The organism is Klebsiella sp. X13, from assembly GCF_003323835.1.
GTDB classification, from domain to species: Bacteria; Pseudomonadota; Gammaproteobacteria; order Enterobacterales; family Enterobacteriaceae; genus Klebsiella; species Klebsiella ornithinolytica.
In genome coordinates this window covers 1100499-1126225 of sequence record NZ_CP030874.1, presented here as the reverse complement: position 1 = coordinate 1126225, position 25727 = coordinate 1100499, and the positions used below count along the sequence as shown (strand labels likewise).

At 59.9% G+C, this 25727-nt stretch carries 23 protein-coding genes; 10 read left to right on the top strand and 13 right to left on the bottom strand.

Translation table 11 applies throughout. The features are described from left to right. The first annotated feature begins 97 nt into the window (after positions 1 to 97). Positions 98 to 1546 carry an anaerobic nitric oxide reductase flavorubredoxin gene (gene norV / locus DSD31_RS05490; RefSeq protein ID WP_044349640.1) on the top strand — a complete coding sequence of 483 codons (1449 nt, stop codon included), beginning with the start codon at positions 98 to 100 and terminating at the stop codon, positions 1544 to 1546. Continuing rightward, positions 1543 to 2676, top strand: coding sequence for an NADH:flavorubredoxin reductase NorW (gene norW, locus DSD31_RS05485; RefSeq protein WP_004866860.1), 1134 nt, complete (start codon positions 1543 to 1545; stop codon positions 2674 to 2676). The genes norV and norW overlap by 4 nt, the downstream gene beginning before the upstream one ends. 503 nt (positions 2677 to 3179) lie before the next feature. Here norW and DSD31_RS05480 read toward each other — a convergent pair. The 4 genes from DSD31_RS05480 to DSD31_RS05465 form a co-directional block, all read right to left on the bottom strand. Further along, positions 3180 to 4226 (bottom strand): HoxN/HupN/NixA family nickel/cobalt transporter, encoded by a 1047-nt coding sequence (locus DSD31_RS05480; protein WP_004866862.1) that lies wholly within the window; start codon positions 4224 to 4226, stop codon positions 3180 to 3182. After that, positions 4223 to 6457: a carbamoyltransferase HypF gene (gene hypF / locus DSD31_RS05475; protein ID WP_064367839.1), complete on the bottom strand. Its 2235-nt coding sequence runs from the start codon at positions 6455 to 6457 to the stop codon at positions 4223 to 4225. The genes DSD31_RS05480 and hypF overlap by 4 nt, the downstream gene beginning before the upstream one ends. Positions 6458 to 6469: 12 nt before the next feature. Continuing rightward, complete coding sequence (gene hydN / locus DSD31_RS05470; protein ID WP_004866866.1) at positions 6470 to 6997, bottom strand: electron transport protein HydN; 528 nt, start codon at positions 6995 to 6997, stop codon at positions 6470 to 6472. Between the two features lie 147 nt (positions 6998 to 7144). After that, positions 7145 to 8158, bottom strand: a complete 1014-nt coding sequence (locus DSD31_RS05465; protein ID WP_113990874.1) for a LacI family DNA-binding transcriptional regulator — start codon at positions 8156 to 8158, stop codon at positions 7145 to 7147. 266 nt (positions 8159 to 8424) lie between these two features. On the opposite strand from DSD31_RS05465, the gene ascF reads away from it, so the two are divergent. After that, positions 8425 to 9867: a PTS cellobiose/arbutin/salicin transporter subunit IIBC gene (gene ascF, locus DSD31_RS05460; protein ID WP_004866869.1), complete on the top strand. Its 1443-nt coding sequence runs from the start codon at positions 8425 to 8427 to the stop codon at positions 9865 to 9867. A 28-nt stretch (positions 9868 to 9895) separates the two neighbouring features. Then, on the top strand, positions 9896 to 11320 hold the full coding sequence (locus DSD31_RS05455) for a 6-phospho-beta-glucosidase (protein WP_004866872.1): 1425 nt from the start codon (positions 9896 to 9898) through the stop codon (positions 11318 to 11320). 379 nt (positions 11321 to 11699) lie between these two features. Here DSD31_RS05455 and hycI read toward each other — a convergent pair whose 3' ends face one another. The 9 genes from hycI to hycA all read right to left on the bottom strand — a co-directional run bounded on the left by hycI (position 11700) and on the right by hycA (position 19504). Next, complete coding sequence (gene hycI / locus DSD31_RS05450) at positions 11700 to 12170, bottom strand: hydrogenase maturation peptidase HycI (protein WP_004866873.1); 471 nt, start codon at positions 12168 to 12170, stop codon at positions 11700 to 11702. Then, complete coding sequence (locus DSD31_RS05445; RefSeq protein ID WP_113990873.1) at positions 12163 to 12573, bottom strand: formate hydrogenlyase maturation HycH family protein; 411 nt, start codon at positions 12571 to 12573, stop codon at positions 12163 to 12165. The genes hycI and DSD31_RS05445 overlap by 8 nt, the downstream gene beginning before the upstream one ends. After that, positions 12570 to 13337, bottom strand: coding sequence for an NADH-quinone oxidoreductase subunit B family protein (locus tag DSD31_RS05440; RefSeq protein WP_004866877.1), 768 nt, complete (start codon positions 13335 to 13337; stop codon positions 12570 to 12572). The genes DSD31_RS05445 and DSD31_RS05440 overlap by 4 nt, the downstream gene beginning before the upstream one ends. Further along, entirely contained in the window at positions 13337 to 13879 is a 543-nt protein-coding gene (locus DSD31_RS05435) for a formate hydrogenlyase complex iron-sulfur subunit (protein WP_004866880.1), read from the bottom strand. The genes DSD31_RS05440 and DSD31_RS05435 overlap by 1 nt, the downstream gene beginning before the upstream one ends. Positions 13880 to 13888: 9 nt before the next feature. Further along, positions 13889 to 15598, bottom strand: a complete 1710-nt coding sequence (gene hycE / locus DSD31_RS05430) for a formate hydrogenlyase subunit HycE (RefSeq protein WP_004866882.1) — start codon at positions 15596 to 15598, stop codon at positions 13889 to 13891. A gap of 16 nt (positions 15599 to 15614) precedes the next feature. Beyond that, positions 15615 to 16538 (bottom strand): respiratory chain complex I subunit 1 family protein, encoded by a 924-nt coding sequence (locus DSD31_RS05425; RefSeq protein ID WP_032718150.1) that lies wholly within the window; start codon positions 16536 to 16538, stop codon positions 15615 to 15617. Positions 16539 to 16540: 2 nt separating this feature from the next. After that, on the bottom strand, positions 16541 to 18367 hold the full coding sequence (gene hycC / locus DSD31_RS05420) for a formate hydrogenlyase subunit 3 (protein WP_113990872.1): 1827 nt from the start codon (positions 18365 to 18367) through the stop codon (positions 16541 to 16543). Then, on the bottom strand, positions 18364 to 18972 hold the full coding sequence (locus DSD31_RS05415) for a 4Fe-4S dicluster domain-containing protein (RefSeq protein ID WP_004866887.1): 609 nt from the start codon (positions 18970 to 18972) through the stop codon (positions 18364 to 18366). The genes hycC and DSD31_RS05415 overlap by 4 nt, the downstream gene beginning before the upstream one ends. A gap of 82 nt (positions 18973 to 19054) precedes the next feature. Further along, positions 19055 to 19504, bottom strand: a complete 450-nt coding sequence (hycA, locus tag DSD31_RS05410; RefSeq protein ID WP_004866889.1) for a formate hydrogenlyase regulator HycA — start codon at positions 19502 to 19504, stop codon at positions 19055 to 19057. 211 nt (positions 19505 to 19715) lie between these two features. Between hycA and hypA the strand changes: the two genes are divergently transcribed. The 6 genes from hypA (at position 19716) to flhA (ending at position 25720) form a co-directional block, all read left to right on the top strand. After that, positions 19716 to 20066 (top strand): hydrogenase maturation nickel metallochaperone HypA, encoded by a 351-nt coding sequence (gene hypA / locus DSD31_RS05405; RefSeq protein ID WP_113991380.1) that lies wholly within the window; start codon positions 19716 to 19718, stop codon positions 20064 to 20066. A gap of 81 nt (positions 20067 to 20147) precedes the next feature. Then, positions 20148 to 21020, top strand: a complete 873-nt coding sequence (gene hypB / locus DSD31_RS05400) for a hydrogenase nickel incorporation protein HypB (protein ID WP_113990871.1) — start codon at positions 20148 to 20150, stop codon at positions 21018 to 21020. After that, complete coding sequence (locus tag DSD31_RS05395) at positions 21011 to 21283, top strand: HypC/HybG/HupF family hydrogenase formation chaperone (RefSeq protein WP_004866894.1); 273 nt, start codon at positions 21011 to 21013, stop codon at positions 21281 to 21283. The genes hypB and DSD31_RS05395 overlap by 10 nt, the downstream gene beginning before the upstream one ends. After that, positions 21283 to 22404, top strand: coding sequence for a hydrogenase formation protein HypD (hypD, locus tag DSD31_RS05390; RefSeq protein WP_004866895.1), 1122 nt, complete (start codon positions 21283 to 21285; stop codon positions 22402 to 22404). The genes DSD31_RS05395 and hypD overlap by 1 nt, the downstream gene beginning before the upstream one ends. Continuing rightward, a complete protein-coding gene (gene hypE / locus DSD31_RS05385) occupies positions 22401 to 23411 on the top strand; it encodes a hydrogenase expression/formation protein HypE (protein ID WP_044347421.1) in 1011 nt (336 codons plus the stop codon). Before hypD ends, hypE begins: the two co-directional genes overlap by 4 nt. A 251-nt stretch (positions 23412 to 23662) precedes the next feature. After that, the gene (flhA, locus tag DSD31_RS05380; protein WP_160873360.1) at positions 23663 to 25720 is read left to right on the top strand and encodes a formate hydrogenlyase transcriptional activator FlhA; all 2058 of its coding nucleotides are present in this window, start codon (positions 23663 to 23665) and stop codon (positions 25718 to 25720) included. Positions 25721 to 25727 lie beyond the last annotated feature (7 nt).

The following is a 25727-nucleotide window of genomic DNA, read 5'->3' as shown; positions in this document are numbered from 1 at the left end:
ATAAAAAACATTAAAAATCAATCAATTAAAAAGTTGGCACGTAACTTGATATAAGCAACTCATCTTATTTGAACACGCTGAATTAATTGAGGTTGCTATGTCTATTCTGGTTAAAAATAACATTCATTGGGTTGGCCAACGTGACTGGGAAGTGCGTGATTTTCACGGCACCGAATACAAAACGCTGCGCGGCAGCAGCTATAACAGCTATCTCATCCGGGAAGAGAAAAATGTCCTGATTGATACCGTCGATCATAAATTCAGCCGCGAGTTCGTGCAGAACCTGCGTAGCGAGATCGATCTTGCCGATATTGACTACATCGTGATTAACCACGCGGAAGAAGACCATGCCGGCGCGCTGACCGAATTGATGAACAGTATCCCGGATACGCCGATTTACTGCACCGCCAATGCCATTGACTCCATAACCGGCCATCACCATCACCCGGAGTGGAATTTTAAGGTGGTGAAAACCGGAGACAGCCTCGACATCGGCAACGGCAAGCAGCTGATCTTCGTCGAAACGCCCATGCTGCACTGGCCGGACAGCATGATGACCTATATGACCGGCGATGCGGTCCTGTTCAGCAACGACGCCTTCGGCCAGCACTATTGCGACGAACACCTGTTTAATGACGAAGTCGACCAGACCGAGCTGTTCGAGCAGTGCCAGCGCTACTATGCCAACATCCTGACCCCGTTCAGCCGCCTGGTGACGCCAAAAATCACCGAAATTCTCGGCTTCAACCTGCCGGTCGACATGATAGCCACCTCCCACGGCGTGGTCTGGCGCGACAACCCGACCCAAATCGTTGAGCTGTACCTGAAATGGGCCGCCGATTACCAGGAAGACCGCATCACGCTCTTCTATGACACCATGTCGAACAATACCCGCATGATGGCCGATGCTATCGCCCAGGGAATTACCGACGTGGACCCGCGCGTGGCGGTGAAAATCTTCAACGTCGCCCGTAGCGATAAAAACGAAATACTGACCAACGTCTTCCGCTCAAAAGGGGTGCTGGTCGGCACCTCGACCATGAATAATGTGATGATGCCGAAAATCGCCGGACTGGTTGAAGAGATGACCGGCCTGCGTTTTCGCAATAAGCGCGCCAGCGCCTTCGGCTCTCACGGCTGGAGCGGCGGTGCGGTCGATCGCCTGTCCACCCGCTTACAGGATGCCGGTTTTGAAATGTCCCTGAGCCTGAAGGCCAAATGGCGCCCGGACCTCGACGCGCTGGAGCTGTGCCGCGAACACGGCCGTGAAATTGCCCGCCAGTGGGCGCTCTCCCCGCTGCCGGTCGCCGCAGTACAAACCGCGCCGGAACAAGAAAACTGCGCCTGTGCCGCTGCGGCAGCAGCCGATCTCGGCCCGTCGATGCAGTGCAGCGTCTGCCAGTGGGTTTACGATCCGGCGAAAGGCGAACCGAACCAGGATGTCCAGCCGGGGACGCCGTGGAGCGAGGTGCCGGATAACTTCCTGTGCCCTGAGTGCTCTCTCGGCAAAGATGTCTTTGACGTTCTGGCAACGGAGGCAAAATGAGTGATGGCATCGTCATCATCGGCTCGGGCTTTGCGGCCCGTCAGCTGGTGAAAAATATCCGCAAGCAGGATACCCACATTCCGCTGACGCTGATCGCCGCCGACAGCATGGATGAGTACAACAAACCGGACCTCAGCCATGTGGTCAGCCGCGGCCAACGTGCCGACGATCTGACCCTGCAAACGGCGGGCGAATTCGCCGAGCAGTACCATCTGCGTCTGTTCCCGTACACCTGGGTCAGTGACCTCGACGCCGCAGCGAAAGTGGTGAAAAGTCAGGATCGCGAATGGCGCTACGACAAGCTGGTACTGGCCACCGGCGCCGCACCGTTTATCCCGCCGGTACCCGGGCATGAACTGATGCTGACCCTCAACAGCCAGCGCGAGTACGGCGCCGCGCAGAGTCAGCTCCACGATGCGCAACGCGTGCTGATCGTCGGCGGCGGCCTGATTGGCTGCGAGCTGGCGATGGACTTCTGCCGCGCCGGGAAGGCGGTGACGGTAGTCGATAACTCCGCCAGCGTGCTCTCAGCATTGATGCCGCCGGAGGTCAGCAGCCGTCTGCAGCATCGGCTCACCGATATGGGCGTACACCTGATGCTGAAAACGCAGCTTGAAGGGCTGGAGCAAACCGCCGACGGCATTCGCGTCAGCCTCGACCGTCAGCGCAGCGTCACCGTCGATGCGGTGGTCGCCGCCGCCGGTCTGCGCCCGGAAACGGCGCTGGCGCGCCATGCCGGGTTGATGATTCGTCGTGGCGTGGTGGTGAACAGCCGGTTGCAAACCAGCGATCCGGCAATTTACGCCCTCGGCGACTGCGCGGAAATCAATGGCAGCGTCCTGCCGTTTCTGCAGCCGATTTTACTGAGCGCGATGTGCCTCGCTAAAAACCTGCTGTCGCAGGCGAACGAACTGACGCTGCCGCCGATGCTGGTGAAGGTTAAAACGCCGGATCTGCCGCTGCATCTGGCCGGTGAGACACAGCGGGACGATCTGACGTGGAATCTGGTTGCCGCCAAAGAGGGGGTGGTGGCGAAAGGGGTGGATGCCGCCAACCAGCTGCGCGCCTTTGTGGTCAGCGAGGACCGAATGAAAGAGGCCTTTGCGTTGCTCAAACAATTGGTGCGTTAAGCGGCCCGAACGGGCGTTATTCCCGGGGCGCGGCGTGAACGCCCTACCCGGGCGACCGATTCTGCGCCGTTATTTTGCCGGGTGGCGCGATGCTTACCCGGCCTACAGCTCGCCCTTCACCCCGTAGGCCCGCGCAAGCGCAGCGCCGCCGGGCAGCACACCCGCTGTACGCTTTTGTGGTCATACAGCTCGACCTTCACCCCATAGGCCCGCGCAAGCGCAGCACCGCCGGGCAGCACACCCGCTGTGCGCTTTTGTGGTCATACCGCTCGACCCTCACCCCGTAGGCCCGCGCAAGCGTAGCGCCGCCGGGCAGCACACCCGCTGTGCGCTTTTGTGGTCATACAGCTCGCCCCTCACTCCGTAGGCCCGCGCAAGCGCAGCGCCGCCGGGCAGCACACCCGCTGTGCGCTTTTGTGGTCATACCGCTCGACCCTCACCCCGTAGGCCCGCGCAAGCGCAGCGCCGCCGGGCAGCAGGCCGGCCTGGCTCAGGTAGCCCGGCTAAACGCCGCGAGAGCCGGGGGAATCTGCAACCTGGCGCGCCAGATTATCGTATCCGCGCCAGCGGTAATTCAGCACCGACAGCACCCAGCAGGCGACAAACAGCCCGATGACCACAAAACCGGCGTCGCCGAGATTATCGTTCAGCGCGGCGACCCAGCGCCATAGCCCGCCGCTGAACGAAAACTTGTCCATCAGCAGCCCCAGCGCTTCCAGACCACCGATAAATAACGCCACCACCACCGACGTGCCGGTAATGGTCATATTGTAATAGAGCTTGCGCTGCGGCTTGCTAAACGCCCAGCCGTAGGCGCCGACCATCAGCACATTATCGAGGGTATCCACCAGCGCCATCCCGCTGGCAAACAGCGCCGGAAAGACCATGATCGACCAGATAGACATTCCGCTTGACGCGCTGGCGGCAGAAATCCCCAGCACGCCGATTTCGGTGGCGGTATCAAATCCGAGGCCAAACAGAAAGCCCACCAGATACATCTGCCAGCTACGGCTAATCAGACGAAAAGTTTTACCGAACAACCAGCTCATCATGCCGCCGCCGGTCGCCACCTCATCGCTCACCTTACCGCCTCTCTTCCACGTGCGAAAGCTGCGCCAGACGCTGCGTAAAATCACCAGGTTGATAAACGCCATCAGCAATAAAAACAGCGCCGACACCGCGGTGCCAATCACGCTGCCGGTATCATGCAGCCAGCTCATCTGCTGGCCGAAAGCGGTGGCGGTGGCGGCAATCGCCGCCGAAGCCAGCACCACAATCGACGAGTGGCCAAACGAGAACCAGGCTCCGACGGCAAAAGGCCGACGCCCCTGCTGCATCATTTTGCGGGTGACGCTGTCGATCGCCGCAATATGGTCGGCATCGACCGCATGGCGCAATCCGTACCCCCAGGCCAGCAGACTCGCCGCCATCAGCGCGCCGCTATCGCCAAACGCCTGCCAGGCCCAGCCCCAGGCGAGCAGATTTGCCACAACCAGTCCCAACACCAGCGCAGCGGCACGCGGCTGCTGGCGTAAAATTGTCACTATCATGATGATACCCTGTGAGCCTGCCAGCGGGCTGCGGCCACGACCGCCTGACCAAACGCGATAGCCCCATCTCCGGCAGGGAGCTGCTGCGGAAACAGCAGAGTAAAATCCGCCAGATAAAAGGTCAATCGTGAGACCAGCAGCCGGTTATGCAACACGCCGCCGCTGAATGCCAACGTAGTCATCCCGCGCGACGTTGCACAATCGCGCGCCATCGCGGCCACTCCGCAGGCCAGCGCATCATGAAAGGCCCAGGCTTTTTGTTCGCGGCTCGCCCGCCATCCCAGCCACTGCGGCCAGAAGGTGGCCAGATCCAGCTCGCCCGCCTGCCACGGCAGGCGAACAGGATGCGCAACGCCATCGCAAGCGGTGGCTAGCGCCTCCAGCCGGCAGGCCGCCTCCCCCTCATAGCTCAGGCAGTCCGGCGCGCAGCCCAGCGCGCAGGCCACGGCATCGAACAGGCGTCCGCAGGATGACGCCTTCGGCGCATTCATTCCCCGATCAATAGCCCGCGCCAGCAGCGGCCAGTTGTGCTGGCGCAGCGCCGCGGTTTGCGCATCGTTTTGCCAGTCGTCAACGTAGGCCAGGCAATGGGCCAGCAGATTACGCCACGGCTGACGAGCCGCCAGGTCGCCGCCGGGGAGCGCCACCGCCGGCAATCCGCCCAGGCGTTCACACTCCCGGTAATTCACCCGCAGACACTCGCCGCCCCACAGCGCGCCGTTTTCCCCCATGCCGATACCGTCGAGGACCACGGCAATCACATCGCCGCCATCCAGCGGCCAGCCGTGTTCCGCCAGGCAGGCGGCGGCATGGGCATGGTGATGCAGGACGCGCTCAACCGGCAGCGCCAACGAGGTCGCCCACTGCGTCGAACGGTAGCCCGGATGCGTATCGCTGACCACCAGGCTGGGGTTAAAGCCATAAACCGCCTGCATCAGACGCCGCGCCTGATGCCACTGCTGTTCTACGCCCTCATCGCCGAGGTCGCCGAAGTGCTGACTCAGTACCGCCTGCTCTCCGCGCGCCAGACAAAAGGTATTTTTCATATCGGCGCCGAGGCACAGCAGCGGCGGCACGTCGTGAAACCCCGGCGGTAATGGCATCGCATCAGGCACATAGCCTCGCGAACGACGTAGCATTTCACCACTTTGCCGCATCACCGAGTCGTCCATCCGCTGCACAATGTCGCGGTTGTGCAGCAGAAAACCATCGGCAATCCCGGCCAAATCACGCAGCGCATCGACGTTGGCGATCGCCGGCGGCCGTCCGCTCAGGTTGCCGGAGGTCATCACCAGAGGGCGCGCCAGCGCCTGCAAAACCAGATGCTGCAACGGATTAGATGGCAGCATCACCCCCACTTCATTCAGCGCTGGCGCAATGTCGTCACACAGGCCATCGACCTGCGATTTCTCTATCAATACGATGGGTGCAGCGGGTGACGTCAGTAACGCCTGCGCCGCTGCCGGCAGGCTATCCGCCGCCGGCAGCATCACCGCCAGCGGCTTTGCCGGACGATGTTTGCGTGTGCGTAACGCCGCCACCGCGCGCGGATTACCGGCATCGCACACCAGATGAAAACCGCCCACGCCCTTGATGGCGACAATCTGCCCGGCCTGTAGCTGATGAATCGCCGCCTGCAATGCCGCTTCTCCGACCAGCGACTCGCCTTCCGCGCGCCACTCCAGACGCGGGCCGCAGTCGGCGCAGGCCACCGGTTGAGCATGAAAACGTCGGTCGCCAGGGTGGCGGTACTCGGCCTCGCAGCGCGGACAGAGTGGAAAAGGCGCCATCGAGGTAAAGGGGCGGTCATAGGGCATCGCGCGAATAATGGTGAAACGCGGCCCACAGTGAGTACAGTTAATAAACGGGTAGCGATAGCGGCGATCCCGCGGATTGTTCATCTCCGCCAGGCATGCCGGGCAGGTGGCCGCATCGGGCACAATCTGGGTACGCATACTTCCGCCGCCGCTTTCGCGAATGGCGAAATCCTGCGGCAGCGTACGCCAGTGAAACGGTCGGGTTTCCACGCTGTCGATACGCGCCAGCGGCGGACAGCGGCGGGTCAGCGCGGCGAGAAACGCCGCCTCATCGCCCAACAGGCGCACCAGTACGCCGTCACCGTCGTTACATACGTCGCCGCAGCGTGCTGACTCTTGCGCCAGCTGCCAGACAAAGGGGCGGAAGCCCACCCCCTGCACTTTACCGCGAATGCGAATCTGCACCCCGTTCATCGTGCCGCCGCCTTACCAGGCCAGCGCCGTACGACGACGTTTTTCGCTATTCATCTGCTCAAGCTTATTGCGGTCCACGCAAATCAGCGCATGCGTCGGGCAGGCCTCTATACAGGCGGGGCCCTCTTCCCGGTGATGGCAAAGATCGCATTTATTGGCTTCCGCTTTTTCCGCCATCACGTTCAGCCCGGCACCGCTATGACGAATCACCGGACGCACGACCACCTCCATCGCGCCATAGGGACAGGCTACCACGCAGGTTTTGCAGCCGATGCAGCGCTCCTGCATCACGTGAATAAAGCCTTTATCCCGGGCGATCGCGCCGTTCGGACAGACGTTGGCGCACGGCGCGTCTTCACATTGGCGGCAGGCGGTGGCCGTCGAGACGTTAACGCCTTTGATCACATGGATACGCGGTAAGAAGGATTTTGGCGTCAGCGCGGCGCAGTCCTGATTTTCCTGATGAGAGACCACGCAGGCCACTTCGCAGGTGCGGCAGCCGATGCATTTGCTCGCGTCGGCAATAATGAAACGGTTCATCCATTTCTCCAGCTGTAAGAAGGTTACGCGGCGGAGTATGCATAATACGTTCCAACTTTTATCACGCTGATAATAAAGGAAATGAATAACCTAAAGACGGGGAACAGATTCTGTCATCGTCACATCTGACGATGACAGATGACGACGTCAGGCGAACGGTCCCGGGGCAATCGAGTCACGTTCAAGCAGCTCACCGGGGAAGGTTTGCTGATATTTTAAATCGCCGCCGTCGAGCATAAAGATCAGTCGGTTAATACTCTCCTTGATCATCTCCGTCACCGGTATTTTGACGCTGGAGAGCGCCGGAACCATATACGGCGCCAGCACGATATCATCGAAGCCGATGACCGAGACCTGCTCCGGAATCCGCACGCCCTGCTGATGTAGCTGCTTCATCGCGCCAATCGCCATGTCGTCATTGCTCGCCACCAGCGCACTGTAACGGGCATCGCGCTGATGCAGCGTCGCTACGCCAGCCGCGCCGCTTTCCGGCGTCCACTTGCCCTCAACGATCAGCTCATTATTCAGCGAAATCCCGTGTTTCGTCAGCGCATCTTTATAGCCGGAAAGGCGTTCAATCCCGGTAGGCGAATCCAGCGAGCCGGTGATAAACGCGATATCACGATGGCCGCGGGCAATCAGTTTTTCGACCGCCGTAAATGCCGAGGCTTTTTGATCGGACCAGACGCAGTGGCTGGCGTTGCGCCGCAGGCGGCGGTTGAGCACCATAATCGGCTGCGGCTGGTTTTCCACGATTTCGTCCATTTCATCAACGCTGAGAAAACGCGGATAGATGATAATCGCGTCGCAGCGCAGGTCGAGCAGGTACTGGATCGCCTCGCGCTCTTCTTCCGCGCTGTGCTTGCCGTCGGCCAGAATCAGCTGCCGTCCCTTGTCTTCCGTCATCCGCGCAACGTGAAACAACAACTCGCTAAAATAGACCCCGTGATAAAGGGTGTTGGTCACCACCAGCCCCAGCGTCTGGCTCTTTTTGGTCGCCAGATTACGCGCCAGCAGATTGGGCCGGTAGCCGCTTTCCGCCACGGCCTGAAATACGCGATCTTTCGTTTCCTGGCTGACATAGCCGTTACCCGACAGTACCCGGGAAACGGTCGCTTTCGAGACTCCCGCGCGTTTCGCCACCTCCAGCATCGTTGCCATGTTGTTCTTCCTGTTGCAAAAGATGCCCGCAGTGTACTGCACACCTCGCCGTTTTACAGCTTTGACTCGCGCGCAGCGCAGATTCTTAGCTGGCTTACATAGCGATCAAAATCACAAAACGAAAAAATGATTTTTTTATATCTTGTTATAACAAATGAAACTAATCATGATTTTGTGGAACCGGTTTCCTATATATCCCTGATAGCGCACGATCCTCAGGTGCGATAACCAGCCAGTACCCTATTGATTAAACAGGATAAAATCCGATGTCTAAAAATTACGCAGCCCTGGCAAAGCAAATTCTGACGGCAACAGGCGGGGCGGATAACATCACGGCAGTCACCCACTGTATGACCCGCCTGCGTTTTGTGGTCAAAGATGATGCGCGGGTGGACAGCGCCGCGCTGAAAAGCCTGAAAGGCGTGCTTGGCGTGGTGCGCAGCGACAATCAGTGCCAGGTCATCATCGGCAATACGGTATCGCAGGCGTTTCGCGAAGTGGTCAACCTGCTGCCGGACAACATGCGCCCCGCGGAACCTCAGGGAAAACCGCCGCTGACGGTAAAGCGTATCGGCGCCGGGATCCTCGATGCGCTGATCGGCACCATGTCACCGCTGATCCCCGCCATCATCGGCGGATCGATGGTCAAACTGCTGGCGATGATCCTTGAGATGAGCGGCGTCCTGCCTAAAGGTGCGCCCACGTTGACTATTTTGACCGTCATCGGCGACGGCGCCTTTTTCTTCCTGCCGCTGATGGTCGCCGCCTCTGCGGCGGTAAAATTCAAAACCAATATGTCGCTGGCGATTGCCATTGCCGGGGTGCTGGTCCATCCGAGCTTTATTGAGCTGATGGCCAAAGCGGCCCAGGGCGAGCACGTCGAGTTCGCCTTTATTCCGGTGACGGCGGTGAAATACACCTATACCGTTATTCCGGCGCTGGTGATGACCTGGTGCCTGTCATATATCGAACGCTGGGTCGATCGCATTACTCCGGCGGTGACGAAAAACTTCCTCAAGCCGATGCTGATCGTGCTGATCGCCGCTCCGCTGGCGATCCTGCTGATAGGCCCGCTCGGGATCTGGATCGGCAGCGCCATCTCCGCGCTGGTGTACACCATTCATAGCTATCTGGGCTGGCTGTCGGTGGCCATTATGGGCGCCCTGTGGCCGCTGCTGGTGATGACCGGGATGCACCGCGTTTTCACCCCAACCATTATTCAGACCATTGCGGAAACCGGTAAAGAAGGGATGGTGATGCCGTCAGAAATCGGCGCCAACCTGTCGCTGGGCGGCTCATCGCTGGCGGTAGCCTGGAAAACCAAAAATCCGGAGCTGCGCCAGACTGCGCTGGCGGCCGCGGCCTCCGCCATTCTGGCCGGTATCTCCGAACCGGCGCTGTACGGTGTCGCGGTGCGCCTCAAACGCCCGCTCATCGCCAGCCTGATCAGCGGCTTTATCTGCGGCGCGGTGGCCGGTATCGCCGGGCTTGCCAGCCACTCGATGGCGGCACCGGGCCTGTTCACCAGCGTCCAGTTCTTTGACCCGGCTAACCCGATGTCTATCGTCTGGGTCTTCGGCGTGATGGCGCTGGCGGTGGTGCTCTCATTCGTACTGACGCTGCTGCTCGGCTTTGAAGATATCCCGGTGGAAGAGGCCGCAGCCGATGCCAGAGCGCGCCAGACCACGACCCGACCATCACACGTCTGAACACTATTTTTTGTAAGCGAGGTAACGCATGTCGACTTTTCCACACGGCTTTTTATGGGGCGGCGCGCTGGCCGCAAACCAGTCTGAAGGGGGGTATCTCGAGGGCGGCAAAGGGCTGACCACCGTGGATACGCTGCCCCATGGCGCGAACCGCATGCCGGTAAAGCTCGGGCTGGAGAAGCGTTTTCAGCTGCGTGACGATGAATTTTACCCGAGCCATGAGGCCATCGATTTTTATCATCGCTATAAAGAGGATATCGCCCTGATGGCGGAGATGGGCTTTAGCGTCTTCCGCACCTCAATTGCCTGGAGCCGCCTGTACCCTAACGGCGATGAGCTGGAGCCGAATCAAGAAGGGATCGCCTTTTATCGCTCGCTGTTTGAAGAATGCAAAAAGTACGGGATTGAGCCGCTGGTGACCCTTTGCCACTTCGATGTACCGATGCATCTGGTCATTGAATACGGTTCATGGCGCAATCGTAAAATGGTGGAGTTCTTTACCCGCTACGCCCGCACCTGCTTTGAAGCCTTCGACGGGCTGGTGAAATACTGGCTAACCTTCAATGAAATCAACATCATGCTCCATAGCCCCTACTCCGGCGCCGGGCTGGTGTTTGAAGAGGGAGAGAACCAGGAGCAGGTGAAGTACCAGGCGGCGCACCACGAGCTTATCGCCAGCGCGCTGGCGACCCAAATCGCCCACGAGGTCAACCCGCATAACCAGGTCGGCTGCATGCTGGCGGGCGGCAATTTTTATCCCTGGTCCTGCAAGCCTGAAGACGTGTGGATGGCGCTGGAGAAAGATCGCGAAAACCTCTTCTTTATTGACGTACAGGCGCGCGGTGCTTATCCGTCTTATTCGGCGCGCGTGTTCCGCGAAAAAGGCGTGACCATTGAAAAGCAGCCGGCCGATGACGAGATCCTGAAGAACACCGTCGATTTTGTCTCATTCAGCTATTACGCCTCTCGCTGCGCGTCGGCAGACATGAACGCCAACAACACCAATGCGGCAAACATTGTTAAATCGCTGAAAAACCCGCACATCAAAGCCAGTGAATGGGGCTGGGGCATTGATCCGCTCGGCCTGCGCATCACCATGAATATGATGTATGACCGCTATCAGAAGCCGCTGTTTCTGGTCGAAAACGGCCTCGGCGCCCGGGACGAGATCGATGCCAACGGCGAGATTCACGATGACTATCGCATCAGCTATTTGCGCGAGCATATCAAAGCGATGCGCGATGCTATTGAGGACGGGATCCCGGTGATGGGCTACACCAGCTGGGGCTGTATCGATCTGGTTTCTGCTTCAACCGGCGAAATGAGCAAGCGCTATGGCTTTGTCTATGTCGATCGCGATGATGCCGGCAACGGTACGCTGGAGCGTAAGCGTAAAAAATCGTTCTGGTGGTACAAGAAGGTGATTGCCAGCAACGGCGAAGACCTCGAGTAGAGCGTATATTGCCGGGCGGCGCTACGCTTGCACCGGCCTACGGTTTTGTCGGCCGGATTCGAGTAGTGCGCGTATTGCCGGGCGGCACTGTGTCTGCACCGGCCCACGGTTTTGTCGTTTTGTAGGCCGGATAAGGCGTTAGCCGCCATCCGGCGCGGGCATGGTCCGCAGATGCCGCGGCGCGCGTTTGCGGCCATACTCCGCGTCGCTCATCGGCAGACAGCCAACAAATCCACGCACCAGCGCTTGAGCGGCATAGCCAACCCGCTATTAACCCATCCACGTTAGCCTTGTCACCCCTAGCTCCTTGAGATGGCGTAGGCGAAAAAGCGTATTGCCTGACCCGGCTAAACATTCGCGTAAGCCCGGATGCCAGACGCTATGCGTCTGCCGCCTCCAGCTGTGCAAAACCGCCGTTCCCCTGCCAGCCGCTAAGCTGGTGATATACCACCTCGACCGCATCCTTAATTGGCTGGGTCATCGGGTAATAAAAGCCGACGATATCCGGCTGAATCCCGAGAAAAATGACCTCACCAACATCCTCTTGCAGCTGATCGATCAGATAGTTGAGCGGCATATTGTGGGTGGTCATCATAAACATTTCGGCAATATCGTCCGGGTCAACGAGGCGGATTTCTCCGGGGTTGAGTCCCATATCGGTAGCATCGACGATCAGCAGGCGATCGGGACGTAGCTCGCGAATGGCGACGATGTCGTTTTCCGGGGCGCTGCCGCCATCGATCACCACCCATTCACCGACCGGCCTGGCGGCGCACATCTCCGCCAATAGCGGGCCTGCGCCATCATCGCCCATCATGCTGTTGCCAACACAAAGTAAAACATCAGTCACGGAGTCTCCTCACCATCAGATAGATGGCGCTTTCCTGGTGAATATCGTGCAGCATGCTGAGCATCGTTTTGCTCCACGCCTGCTGTTCGGCGGTCTGCCGGGCCTGCGCTTTATCGAAGGCGTTGGCGAGCATCGTGACATGATTGCTGTCGATCACTATCTCGCCGTACTTCGGCACGCCCTCCATTTTACGCCGTGCGGTGCTGTCCTCTTCGAGAGTGGCAATCCACGCCAGATAGTCCTGCCACGGGCAGCTTAGCGCTGCCTCCAGGCAGTCGATGACGCCGAGGTGGTGGCCAATCGCCAGGCTGTAATAGACCACCTGTTGCGCCTGATCGGGCGTCGCGTCGTTCTCATCAATAAATTTACGGCTCAGCTGACTGAACACCACCGTCTCGCTCATCGGATACGCGCCCCCTCGACCACCTGGTTCAGATGGGTGACGATCTCAGTCAGACGCGGATCTTTCTCCGCCTCCAGCCAGCGCACCACCTGACTATCGCCCTGCGCCAGCAGACGCATGTAGTCATCGGCAATCTGGCGGCCATAGCGATAGCCCGCCAGGCGACGCGCTTCACGATCGATGCGCACCCGCAGCGGCTGCACCATGCCGGGGTGGAGAATTTCCGCCGCTTTGTCATCCTGCTCGCCCGGCAGACGGGCGTGAATTTTCTGTTCCAGCAGACCCAGCGCCATCGCAAAGCCATATAGCGTGGCGGCAGGCGTCGGCGGACAGCCCGGAATATAGACGTCCACCGGGACAATTTTGTCGGTTCCGCCCCAGACGCAGTAAAGGTCGTGGAAGATACCGCCGCTGTTGCCGCAGGCGCCGTAGGAGATGCAGATTTTCGGATCCGGCGCCGACTGCCAGGCACGCAGCGCGGGTGAACGCATGGCGCGGGTCACCGCGCCGGTAAACAGCAGAATATCGGCATGGCGCGGTGACGGCACCACTTTGATCCCAAAGCGTTCGGCATCAAACAGCGGTGACAGGGTGGCGAAAATCTCGATTTCGCAGCCGTTGCAGCCGCCGCAGTCCACGCGATAGACATAGGCGGAACGCTTAATTTTCTTCAGCAGCGATGCCTTCATGCTGGCGATGGACTCCTCCACCGTCATCGGCAGCGGAATGCCGTTTTCATCGCGCGGGCCTGGTAAATTGCTCATCAGCTGGCCTCTCTCATATGACGAGTCAGTTCAATACGATCGGACGGCACCAGGCACTTCTGGCGTTTACACTCCGGGCAGGTCTCGAAGCTTTCGCGATGCAGCTCGGCGCGAGTATCTCCGTTGTGCCCGAGCAGCGCGATGGCGTAGTCGATCTCTTTTTGTACGGCGAACGGGCGTTCGCACACCCGGCAATGGCAAATGGCAAAGCGCGACTGCTGGAGGAAATCCTCTTTCTTCCACACCGCCAGTTCATACTCCTGCGACAGCTTGATGGCCGCCGTCGGGCACACCTCTTCGCAGCGACCGCAGAAGATGCAGCGTCCGAGGTTGAACTGCCAGGCAAGCTCGCGCGTCACCAGGTCCGTTTCCACCGTCAGCGCGTTCGACGGGCAGGCGTTCACGCAGGCCGCGCAGCCGATACACTGCTGCGGCGTATGTTCCGGTTTGCCGCGAAAGTTTTTATCTACCGGCATCGGCTCCAGCGGATAGGCGTGCGTCGCGTTGCCGGTTTTGATCACTTTTTTGATAAAGGTAAACATGGCGATTCCTTATTTCAGCGGCGAGTTTTTACGCTCGATGCTGTAGCGCTCCAGCTCTTTGTACGGCACCACTTTGCTTTTTTTCTTCCGCACATCGACCACGGTCATGCGGTCGGTACAGGAGTAGCAAGGATCGAGGCTGCCGATAATCAACGGGGCGTCGGAGACGGTGTTGCCGCGCAGCATATAGCGCAGGGTCGGCCAGTTGGCGTAGGTGGCCGCACGACAGCGCCAGCGGTACAGCTTCTGGTTGTCGCCGGTCATGCTCCAGTGGATATCATCCCCGCGCGGCGCTTCCGAGAAGCCCAGCGCAAAACGGTGCGGGATATAGGTAAAGCCTTCCACCGCCAGCGGACCGCCCGGCAGGTTATCGAGGCCGAAGTCGATCATATTCAGCGCGGTATAGACCTCGTTGATACGCACCTTCAGGCGCGAAATGACGTCGCAGCCCTGTTCGCTGTGAACCGTCATCGGCAGCAGACCGTAGCCGACAAACGGATGGTCGGCGCGGGTGTCGCGAGCGTGGCCGCTGGCGCGGACCATCGGACCGACGTTGCTGAAATCACGGGCGATTTGCGGGTCGAGGCGGCCTATCCCCACGGTACGCTGCGCCATATTCGGCGTGCTGAGCAGCATATCGACCAGCTCCTGCACGTCGCGGCGCATCTGCTGCGCCAGCGCTCTTGTCTGGATCATGTCATCTTTCAGCAGGTCGCGACGGATGCCGCCAATCAGGTTCATACCGTAGGTTTTACGCGCCCCAGTGAGGATCTCCGCCATCTTCATTGAGGTCTCACGCACGCGGAAGAACTGCATAAACCCGGAGTCAAAGCCGGTGAAGTGGCAGGCGAGGCCGAGGTTCAGCAGGTGCGAATGCAGACGTTCCACTTCCAGCAGGATGGCGCGGATCATCTGCGCGCGTTCCGGTACCACGATCCCCATCGCATTCTCGACGGAGGTGGTATAGGCCGTACTGTGGGCAAAGCCGCAGATACCGCACACGCGGTCGGACAGGAAGGTCACTTCGTTATAACCCATGCGGGTTTCCGCCAGTTTTTCCATGCCCCGGTGGACATAGAACAGGCGGTAATCGGCGTCGATAATATTCTCGCCATCAACGAACAGGCGGAAATGACCGGGTTCATCGGAAGTGACATGCAGCGGGCCAATCGGCACCACGTTGTTTTTCTTACTGCCCAGCTCGTTGATGAACTCGTAGGTTTCCGCATCGGTGGTCGGCGCCGGGCGCTGACGATAATCCATGCTGTCTTTACGCAGCGGATAGAGTTCATCCGGCCAGTCGTCCGGCAGTACCAGGCGGCGCTCATCCGGCAGCCCCACCGGTATCAGACCGTACATATCGCGCACTTCACGCTCGCCCCAGACGGCGGCAGGCACGCGCGGCGTCACCGACGGATATTCCGGTTTGTCGGCATCCACTTCGACGCGCACGGTTACCCAGCACCGGGTCCCCTGCTCCATCGACAGCACGTAATACACGGCATAGTGGCCGTTAAGCTTACGTTCGTCGTTACCGAACAGCACCGACAGCCAGCCGCCCTGCTGGTAGTAGAGAAACTCCACAACTTCCGGGAGATAGTTGACCTTCACCGTCACGGTGAGCTGATCTTTGGTCTGCCAGGCTTCGTCGAGCACCACGCCTGGGAAGGCCTGATGCAGCGCGGCGAGATAGTGTTGACCGATTTTTTCTTCAGACATGCTCAAACTCTCTTAATCACGCCGCCAGCAAGGAGACGAAAGCTAAAAACGCAAAGCCAAAACCGGCCCAGGTAACGCGGGAAGTGGCACAAAAACGCAGACGCGCCATGCTGTTTTCAAACAGCGCGATAACCAGCACGCCCGCCACCAGCTTGGCGATGGCGGCGACCAGCGCCAGCAGCAGGCCACCGAGGCTAAAACTGGTCATCGCTCCCCACGGAATAAAGACGCCGACAAACATCTGCAGCACAACCAGCTGTTTGAGGCTGATGCCCCATTTCAACACCGCAAATCCGCTGCCGCTGTATTCGGTCAGCGGCCCTTCCTGCAGCTCCTGCTCCGCTTCCGCCAGGTCGAACGGCAGCTTGCCCATTTCGATAAAGGTGGCGAACGCGCAGGCGCACAGCGCCAGGACCAGCGGTACCGAGCGGGCAACGGGCCAGTGATAAATGGTGGCGGCGATCTGGCTGAGGTGCGTGGAGCCGGCAACCTGCGCCGCAACCCACAGGCCTAGCAGCAGAATCGGCTCCGCCAGCACGCCGAGCATCGCTTCGCGGCTGGCGCCGATCGCCGTAAACGGGCTACCGGTGTCCAGACCGGCAATCGCAAAGAAGAAACGGGCAATCGCGAACAGGTAGATCAGGGTGATCAGATCGCCCAGTCCCGCCAGCGGCGACGAGACGGTTACCACCGGCAGCGCGCTGGCAATGGTCAACATCACGCCGACCATCACGAAGGGCGTCAGGCGGAAAACCCAGCCGGAAACATCCGGCCCGACGCTCTGGCGACCCAGCAGCTTGAAGATATCCCGATACTCCTGCAGCACTCCCGGACCGCGGCGATTATGCAAGCGGGCGCGGGCTACGCGGGTGATGCCGGACAGCAGAGGCGCGACGGCAAACAGCAGCAGCGCCTGCAATAGTGCAATTAAAACGCTCATTCTCAGGCTCCTCGCGAAATGACAATAACCACCAGCGCCGCCAGCTCAAGCAACGCCACGCCGCGGAACAGCGCAGGCGCCGAGGCGGACTGCCAGCCGGGAACCAGACGCACCGGATTCAGCCAATGACGCAATTTCAGCAGCGGCGCAAAGGCCTCTTTAACCGGCATGGCAAAACCATGAGCGGTGATGACCATCGATTTTTCATGGTCGTAGCCGCAGACCCATGCCGCACCGCGGGAGCGTGCGGGCAGACGATCGCCTTTAAAGAAGATCATCAGCAGGAACGGCAGCAGCGGACAGGCCAGCAGCAGAATGGCGATCAGCGGCTGCGACACCACGCTTGAGATCTGCGCCTGAACCGGTAGTACCCCGCCGACCAGCGTCAACAGCCACGGCGCGGCGACCCCGCCCGCCACGCAGCAGAGCGCGGCGAGTAGCACGCTGACCGTCATCAGCGGCGGGGCGCCGGTGGCGTTCTCCGCTTCCGGAGTCCGCGGGGCGCCGAGGAAGGTCACGCCGTAGACTTTCGCCATACACATCACCGCCAGCGCGCCGGTCATTGCCAGGCCAACGGCCAGCAGCGGCCCAAGCAGACGGCCGATAAAGGCGTCGCCGGTGCTCAGTTTGAAGAAGGACTGGTAGATAACCCACTCGCCGGCAAAGCCGTTGAGCGGCGGCAGCGCCGCCATCGCCATCAGGCCGATCAGCATAGCGAGCGAAATCAGCGGCATTCTTTTGCCCAGCCCGCCCAGCTTTTCGATATCGCGGTGGCCGGTACGGAACCACACGGCGCCGGCGCCAAGGAACAGCGTCGTTTTGAACAGACTGTGGTTGATCAGGTGGTACATGCCGCCGATGAAGCCCAGCACCATCAGGCTACTGCTGTTGAGCGCCAGACCGGTGACGAAGGCGCCAAGTCCCAGCAAAATAATGCCGATATTTTCGAGGGTGTGATAAGCCAGCAGGCGCTGAATATTGTGCTCCATCAGGGCGTACAGTCCGCCGATAAACGCGGTTATCATCCCCACGACCAGCAGCAAGACGCCCCACCACAGCGGCGGCGTGCTCCCGGCAAGCGAGACCGTCAGCATGCCAAACAGCCCGACTTTCATCACCACCGTGGAGAACAGCGCGGCGGCCGGCGCGCTGGCCCCGGCGTGCGCCTGCGGCGCCCAGCCGTGGAGCGGGATAACGCCCGCCAGCAGCGCGAAACCGACGAGCGCCGGCAACCACAGCAGCATATTTTGCGGAGCGTGGGCGGCGAGCAGACTAATCTGCCCCAGGTCAAGAGTGCCGTAGAAAGACCACACCAGCCAGCAGCTCCACGCCATCAGCAGCGTGCCCAGACGTCCCAACGCAAACCACAGCTTTGCGGATTGCGCGCAGCCGGTCAGAAATGCTCCGCACAGGGCCATCATCTCCGCCATGACCACCAGCGTGCCGAAGTTTGTTGCCACCACGGCGCAGGTTGCTGAAGCCAGCAGCAGATTGACCAGCAGGCCGTTGGCTTTCACCTGCGAATGACGATGCCAGGCGATATTAAACAGGGCGACAGGCAGGGCGCTGAGGCCAATGGCGAGCAGCCATAGCGCATTGATGCCGTTCACCCGAGCCGGTAAAGAGAGCATCTGCAGCATGCCGTCGCTCACCTGCTCCGGAGTTATCAGCGTCGCGATAGCGGCGACGATCAGCATGGCGCTGGCCACCGCGCCGCCGATCCCGGCAATCGCACCGCTTAACGGTTTTCTCAGGGTAAAGATAAATGCCAGCACGCCGCTGGCGGCATACCACAGCACCGCCTGGTTGACTAAAGAGATCGCGCTCATTTCACGCCCTCCTGTTGCGACTGAAACAGCGACAAATCGCCGAGGTCGGTATTAAAGGTCAGCTCACGCTTGCGCTTGCTGGCCTGGGCGATATCGCGGATATCCACCAGCAGCAGCGCTTTCGTCGGACATGTACGCACGCAGGCGGGTCCCTGCTCATCGAAATGGCACAGGTCGCATTTCACGGCGATAGCGCGCACGCCGGGTACCCAGTCGAGCAGCGAACTGACGCGAGCGGGCGCCGGCGGCGCAGCGGGTGCCATAGGGGTATTGGCATTAGCCGGAATATCCAGCGGACGACTGCCGGAAAATTCAATCGCCCCGAATGGGCAGGCAATGGCGCACAGCTTGCAGCTCACGCACAGGCTTTCATTCAGCTGAACCGCGCCATCGACGCGATTGATCGCATTAACCGGACACACGGCGGCGCAAGGGGCGTCTTCGCAGTGGTGGCACATTTGCGGCGCCGATTCTTTTTCATTACGCATGACCTGTAGTCGCGGCATGGCCTGCAGGCCGTACTGGCGATGCGTCTCTGAGCAGGCGGCTTCGCAGGTGCGGCAGCCGATACAGACGGTGGAGTCAGCAATTACAAAACGGTTCACCGGGCAATCCTCGGGTGAAAGTCATTTTTGACGAAATCAGGGAGTTCAGATGTCATTTTCGACACGTGTCGACACCTTACGATTAATGGGCCAGCGCCAGATGGCTTAAATCCACCGGCTGGTCGTGTTCCATGGCGTCATACAGACGGTCATAGACGCTGGCAATAATGGCCAGGTAATGTTCCAGCACCTGTTCGCGCGAACGGTTGCTGATCCGGCCGTCAACGGTACCGTCGGATGCCAGCGTTGCCTGAGCAATCAAGCGTTTATCATCACTATTACGCGTTTCGACGTAGTACTCGATGGTGTGGTTGTTGAACCCTTCTGCCAGCGCGACATACACCTGAAAATGTTCAAACAGGACGAAGCACAGCTCTTTGTCCGGCGCGCAGCTCATCGCATGATGCAAACGCGCTTTTGACAAGGTGATGCCCTGAACCAGCGAATTGCAGTACTGGCGCCACTGATCCTGATAGCGGCGGTGACGGTCGGCGATGTAGTCCGCCTTTTCACTTATTTCCCAAATAGTCATCTCGGTCTCCCCGGTTGCATGAGATGCACCGTACAAGCATTTTCCATGCCAAATTTTAATTTATTGATATTTAATGATTTTAATAAAAAAGCCGCCCCGTACTGACATGTCGATGACATCCGTCAGCTGTCGTCATCGACAGTTCATCCGACAGTAGATATGACCTGGCATCGTTATTGCATATATGGCCTATCGCGATACGGAGGCGACCATGCACGAAATCACTCTTAGCCAGCGGGCGCTGGAAATTATTGAACAGCAGGCGCAGCAGGCCGGCGCGCGTCGGGTTACCGGCGTGTGGCTGAAGGTCGGCGCATTTTCCTGCGTGGAAGCCAGCGCATTGATCTTCTGTTTTGAGCTGGTGTGCCGCGGCACGCTGGCGGAAGGCTGCGAACTGCATATTGCCGAACAACAGGCCGAATGCTGGTGCGAATCCTGCCAGCAGTACGTGCAACTCATCTCGCAGCACGTGCGGCGCTGTCCGCAGTGCCACAGCGACACGCTGCAGATTGTGGCGGACGACGGCCTACAGATTCAGCGAATAGAAGTGATCCACCGTTAATTCGGGTTATCTCACGGCGGCCCGCGAGTCAGCCGGCAAAGAGACAACGCGAGGATGACGGGACAGACCAGGAGTAAAACTATGTGTACGACTTGCGGCTGTGGGGAAGGCAACCTTTATATCGAAGGTGATGAGCATAACCCCCACTCGGCGTTTCGCAGCGCCCCCTTCGCGCCAGCCCCGCGCCAGACCATGACGATTACCGGCGTCAAAACCGATAGCTTCTCCCCCACCCGCTCAGCGCACGGCGACCTGCACTACGGCCACGGCGAAGCGGGTACCCATGCGCCGGGTCAAAGCCAGCGCCGGATGCTGGAAGTCGAAATCGACGTGCTGGATAAGAACAATCGTCTGGCGGCCCGCAACCGCGCGCGCTTTGCCGCACGCGGCCAGCTGGTGCTGAACCTGGTCTCCAGCCCGGGATCCGGCAAAACCACGTTACTGAGTGAAACCTTGCTGCGTCTGAAAGGAAAAACCGCGTGCGCGGTCATCGAAGGCGACCAGCAGACGGTCAATGATGCGGCACGCATTCGCGCCACCGGCACGCCGGCCATTCAGGTCAACACCGGGAAGGGCTGCCACCTGGATGCGCAGATGATTGCCGATGCCGCCCCGCGTCTGCCGCTGGCGGATAACGGCATTCTGTTTATTGAAAACGTCGGCAACCTGGTATGTCCGGCGAGCTTCGACCTCGGCGAACGTCACAAGGTGGCGGTGCTGTCGGTCACCGAAGGCGAAGATAAGCCGCTGAAGTATCCACATATGTTCGCCGCCGCCAGCCTGATGGTGCTGAATAAAATCGACCTGCTGCCGTACCTCAACTTTGATGTAGAGAAATGTCTCGCCTGCGCGCGGGAGGTTAATCCCAACATTGAGATCATTATGCTATCCGCCACCAGCGGCGAAGGCATGGATAAGTGGCTCAGCTGGCTGGAGGCGCAGACATGTGCATAGGCATTCCGGGGCAGATCTGCGCCATTGACGGCAATCTGGCGAAGGTCGAAGTGTGCGGTATCCAGCGCGAAGTCGATCTGACGCTGGTAGGAAGCGTTGATGAACAGGGGCAGCCGCGGCTCGGCCAGTGGGTTCTGGTCCACGTGGGCTTCGCCATGAGCATCATTAATGAAGCGGAGGCCCGCGATACCCTTGAGGCGCTGCAAAATATGTTTGAAGTCGAGCCTGACGTGGGCGCGCTGCTGTACGGTGAGGAGCGATAATGCGTTTTGTTGATGAATATCGCGCGCCGGAGCAGGTGATGCAGCTGGTTGAACATCTTCAGGCGCGCGCGCATCTGCTGCCCCATACCGCCGGGCATCCGCTGCGCATTATGGAAGTGTGCGGCGGCCATACGCACGCCATCTTTAAATTCGGTCTCGACCAGTTGCTGCCGGAGAATATCGAATTTATTCACGGCCCCGGCTGCCCGGTCTGCGTTCTGCCGATGGGGCGAATCGACACCTGTATCGATATCGCCAGTCGCCCGGGGGTGATTTTCTGCACCTTCGGCGACGCCATGCGCGTGCCCGGCAAAAACGGCTCCCTGCTGCAGGCGAAATCCCGCGGCGCCGATGTGCGAATCGTCTATTCACCGATGGATGCGCTGAAGCTGGCGCAGCAGAACCCGCAGCGGGAGGTGGTCTTCTTTGGCCTCGGTTTTGAAACCACCATGCCCGCGACCGCGCTGACGCTGCGTCAGGCCCGCGAGCGCAACGTGGATAACTTCTTCTTTTTTTGCCAGCACATCACCCTGCTCCCGACCCTGCGCAGCCTGCTCGACCAGCCTGATAACAGCATCGATGCCTTTCTTGCCCCGGGCCATGTCAGTATGGTCATCGGCACCGAGGCCTACGGGTTTATCGCCAGCGACTACCGGCGTCCTTTAGTGGTGGCTGGTTTCGAACCTCTTGATCTACTGCAAGGCGCGGTGATGCTGGTTGAGCAGACAATAGCGCAGCGCAGCCAGGTCGAAAACCAGTACCGCCGCGTGGTACCTGATGAAGGCAACCCGCTGGCGCAAGCGGCGATTGCCGACGTTTTCTGCCTGTCGGGCGATAGCGAATGGCGCGGGCTGGGGGTCATCAACAACTCCGGCGTACGCCTGACGCCCGCCTATCAGCGCTTTGACGCTGAAGCCCATTTTCAGCCGGCGCCGCAGCGCGTCTGCGACGATCCGCGCGCCCGCTGTGGCGATGTGCTGACCGGCCGCTGTAAGCCGCATCAGTGTCCGCTGTTCGGGCAAGTCTGTAACCCGCAAAGCGCGTTTGGCGCGCTGATGGTCTCATCAGAGGGCGCATGCGCCGCCTGGTATCAATATCGCAGTCAGGAAAATGAAGCATGAAAAGCGTCCAGTTAGCTCACGGTAGCGGGGGACAGGCGATGCAACAGCTGATCGCCTCCCTGTTTATGCAGGCTTTCGCCAACCCGTGGCTGGCGGAGCAGGAAGATCAGGCGCGTCTCGATCTGGCGCAGCTTACCGCTCAGGGCGATCGTCTCGCCTTCTCCACCGACAGCTACGTTATCGATCCGCTGTTTTTCCCCGGTGGCGACATCGGCAAGCTGGCAGTATGCGGCACCGCCAACGATGTGGCGGTCAGCGGCGCCCTGCCGCGCTATCTCTCCTGCGGGTTTATTCTCGAAGAGGGGCTGGAGATGGCCACCCTGGAACGCGTGGTTAATAGCATGGCCCGTACCGCGCAGGCCGCTGAGATTGCCATCGTCACCGGCGATACCAAAGTCGTCCCGCGCGGCGCGGCGGATAAACTGTTTATCAATACCGCCGGGATCGGCGCCATTCCGGCGGATATTCGCTGGGGGGCGCAACAGATCGCTCCCGGCGACGTGCTGCTGGTCAGCGGCACGCTGGGCGACCACGGCGCGACCATTCTCAACCTCCGCGAACAGCTGGGGCTGGACGGCGCGCTGGCCAGCGACTGTGCGGTGCTGACGCCGCTTATTCAGACGCTGCGCGCCCTTCCCGGCATCAAAGCGCTGCGCGATGCGACCCGCGGCGGAGTAAACGCGGTAGCTCATGAGTTCGCCGCCGCCAGCGGCTGCGGCATTGAGCTACATGAACAGAAGCTGCCGGTGAATGAGACCGTGCGCGGGGTGTGCGAACTGTTAGGCCTGGATGCGCTTAACTTCGCCAATGAAGGCAAACTGGTGATTGCCGTCGCCCGGGAAGCGGCTGAGGCCGCGCTGGCGCAGCTTCAAAGCCACCCGCTTGGCCGCCACGCCGCGATTATCGGCGACGTGGTTGAGCGTCCCGGCGTGCGCACGATCGGCCTGTATGGCGTGAAGCGGACGCTGGACCTTCCCCATGCCGAGCCGCTGCCGCGAATTTGTTAACGAAAGTCGGGTCCCCGGGTTGCGGCTAACGCCTTATCCGGGCTACCGACTACGCACGGACCTGTAGCCCGGCCAGGCACAACGCGAGCCGGGAAAAGTCAGCACCATTATCCGGCCCAAATCCGCGGGCAACCACGGAAGGGCTGGCGGCGGCAACAACCGCTTTATTAACATACTATTATTTGTGTCACCACTTTCTTACGTGCCGCTTTGCGGGTGCGTTTTGGACTTCAGTAATGTCGTATACACCATTGGGCGATTTCGGGCAGCAAGGGCTGTTCGATATCACCCGTATTTTATTACAGCAGCCTGACCTGGCGGCGCTGAGTGAAACGCTAACCCGTCTGGTTCAGCAATCTGCGCTGGCGGATCGTGCGGCGATTATTCTGTGGAACGCCGGGAACCATCGTGCGGCAAGGTATGGCTGTGACGAAGCGGGCCTGCCGGTCAGCTATGAAGATGAGACCGTACTGGCACACGGGCCGGTGCGTCGCCTGCTGTCGCGTCCCGATGCGCTGCACTGCGACAAGGCGACCTTCGTCGAGGCCTGGCCTCAGCTGGCCAGCAGCGGACTCTATCCAGCGTTTGGCTATTACGGCCTGCTGCCGCTGGCTGCGGAAGGCCGCATCTTTGGCGGCTGCGAGTTTATCCGCCACGACGCCAGACCGTGGACCGAGAAAGAGTTCCAGCGGCTGCATACCTTTACCCAGCTGGTTGCGGTGGTGACCGAACAGATCCAGAGTCGGGTCAGCAACAACGTCGATTACGATCTGTTGTGCCACGAGCGCGACAACTTTCGCATTCTGGTTGCTATCACTAACGCCGTGCTCTCCCGGCTGGATATCGATGAGCTGGTCAGCGAAGTCGCCAAAGAGATTCACCACTATTTTCGTATCGATGCTATCAGCGTGGTGCTACGCAGCAACCGCAAAGGCAAACTGAATATCTACTCGACCCATTATCTCGACGCCAGCCATCCGGTTCACGATCAGAGCGAGGTGAATGAAGCCGGTACGCTGACCGAACGGGTGTTTAAAAGCAAAGAGATGCTGCTGCTCAATTTACACGAGCACGACTCGCTGGCCCCATACGAGAAAATGCTTTTTGAGATGTGGGGCAACCAGATCCAAACGCTGTGCCTGCTGCCGCTGATGTCCGGCGATACGCTGCTGGGCGTGCTGAAACTGGCGCAGTGCGATGAGAAGGTGTTCACCACCACCAACCTCAAGCTGCTGCGGCAAATTGCCGAGCGGGTGTCGATCGCCGTTGATAATGCTCTCGCCTACCGCGAAATTCAGCGGCTAAAAGAGCGGCTGGTGGATGAAAATCTGGCGCTCACCGAACAGCTGAATAATGTCGAGAGCGAGTTTGGTGAAATTATTGGCCGCAGCGAAGCCATGCACAGCGTACTCAAACAGGTCGAGATGGTCGCCCAGAGCGACAGTACCGTCCTGATCCTCGGCGAAACCGGTACCGGCAAAGAGCTGATTGCCCGCGCCATTCATAATCTCAGCGGTCGTAACGCGCGACGAATGGTGAAGATGAACTGTGCCGCGATGCCCGCCGGGCTGCTGGAAAGCGATCTCTTCGGCCATGAGCGCGGCGCGTTTACCGGAGCCAGCGCCCAGCGCATCGGCCGTTTCGAACTGGCGGATAAAAGCTCATTATTCCTTGATGAAGTGGGCGACATGCCGCTGGAGCTTCAGCCGAAGCTGCTGCGGGTTCTGCAGGAGCAGGAGTTTGAACGTCTCGGCAGCAACAAGCTGATCCGCACCGACGTCCGGCTGATCGCCGCCACCAACCGCGATCTCCGGCAGATGGTCGCCGATCGTGAATTCCGCAGCGATCTCTACTATCGCCTGAACGTCTTTCCGATCCATCTGCCGCCGCTGCGCGAGCGTCCGGAAGATATCCCGCTGCTGGTCAAGGCGTTTACCTTTAAAATCGCCCGCCGCCTCGGGCGTAATATCGACAGCATTCCGGCAGAAACCCTGCGTACGCTGAGCCACATGGAGTGGCCGGGTAACGTTCGTGAGCTGGAAAACGTGATTGAACGCGCGGTGCTGTTAACCCGCGGTAGCGTGCTGCAGCTGTCGCTGCCGGAGATGAATATCGATGCGGAGACGATGACGGCCGAGGTGCTTCCGCAAGAGGGCGAGGATGAATATCAGCTGATCGTCCGCGTGCTGAAAGAGAGCAACGGGGTGGTTGCCGGGCCGAAAGGGGCGGCGCAGCGGCTGGGATTAAAGCGTACGACGCTGCTATCCCGCATGAAACGCCTGGGTATTAACAAAGATGAGCTAGTATAAGTCCTGT

Coding starts and splice junctions, on each gene's coding strand:
- norV (WP_044349640.1), top strand. CDS start 98: ATGTCTATTCTGGTTAAAAATAACATTCATTGGGTTGGCCAACGTGAC.
- norW (WP_004866860.1), top strand. CDS start 1,543: ATGAGTGATGGCATCGTCATCATCGGCTCGGGCTTTGCGGCCCGTCAG.
- DSD31_RS05480 (WP_004866862.1), bottom strand. CDS start 4,226: ATGATAGTGACAATTTTACGCCAGCAGCCGCGTGCCGCTGCGCTGGTG.
- hypF (WP_064367839.1), bottom strand. CDS start 6,457: ATGAACGGGGTGCAGATTCGCATTCGCGGTAAAGTGCAGGGGGTGGGC.
- hydN (WP_004866866.1), bottom strand. CDS start 6,997: ATGAACCGTTTCATTATTGCCGACGCGAGCAAATGCATCGGCTGCCGC.
- DSD31_RS05465 (WP_113990874.1), bottom strand. CDS start 8,158: ATGGCAACGATGCTGGAGGTGGCGAAACGCGCGGGAGTCTCGAAAGCG.
- ascF (WP_004866869.1), top strand. CDS start 8,425: ATGTCTAAAAATTACGCAGCCCTGGCAAAGCAAATTCTGACGGCAACA.
- DSD31_RS05455 (WP_004866872.1), top strand. CDS start 9,896: ATGTCGACTTTTCCACACGGCTTTTTATGGGGCGGCGCGCTGGCCGCA.
- DSD31_RS05445 (WP_113990873.1), bottom strand. CDS start 12,573: ATGAGCGAGACGGTGGTGTTCAGTCAGCTGAGCCGTAAATTTATTGAT.
- DSD31_RS05440 (WP_004866877.1), bottom strand. CDS start 13,337: ATGAGCAATTTACCAGGCCCGCGCGATGAAAACGGCATTCCGCTGCCG.
- DSD31_RS05435 (WP_004866880.1), bottom strand. CDS start 13,879: ATGTTTACCTTTATCAAAAAAGTGATCAAAACCGGCAACGCGACGCAC.
- hycE (WP_004866882.1), bottom strand. CDS start 15,598: ATGTCTGAAGAAAAAATCGGTCAACACTATCTCGCCGCGCTGCATCAG.
- DSD31_RS05425 (WP_032718150.1), bottom strand. CDS start 16,538: ATGAGCGTTTTAATTGCACTATTGCAGGCGCTGCTGCTGTTTGCCGTC.
- hycC (WP_113990872.1), bottom strand. CDS start 18,367: ATGAGCGCGATCTCTTTAGTCAACCAGGCGGTGCTGTGGTATGCCGCC.
- hycA (WP_004866889.1), bottom strand. CDS start 19,504: ATGACTATTTGGGAAATAAGTGAAAAGGCGGACTACATCGCCGACCGT.
- hypA (WP_113991380.1), top strand. CDS start 19,716: ATGCACGAAATCACTCTTAGCCAGCGGGCGCTGGAAATTATTGAACAG.
- hypB (WP_113990871.1), top strand. CDS start 20,148: ATGTGTACGACTTGCGGCTGTGGGGAAGGCAACCTTTATATCGAAGGT.
- DSD31_RS05395 (WP_004866894.1), top strand. CDS start 21,011: ATGTGCATAGGCATTCCGGGGCAGATCTGCGCCATTGACGGCAATCTG.
- hypD (WP_004866895.1), top strand. CDS start 21,283: ATGCGTTTTGTTGATGAATATCGCGCGCCGGAGCAGGTGATGCAGCTG.
- hypE (WP_044347421.1), top strand. CDS start 22,401: ATGAAAAGCGTCCAGTTAGCTCACGGTAGCGGGGGACAGGCGATGCAA.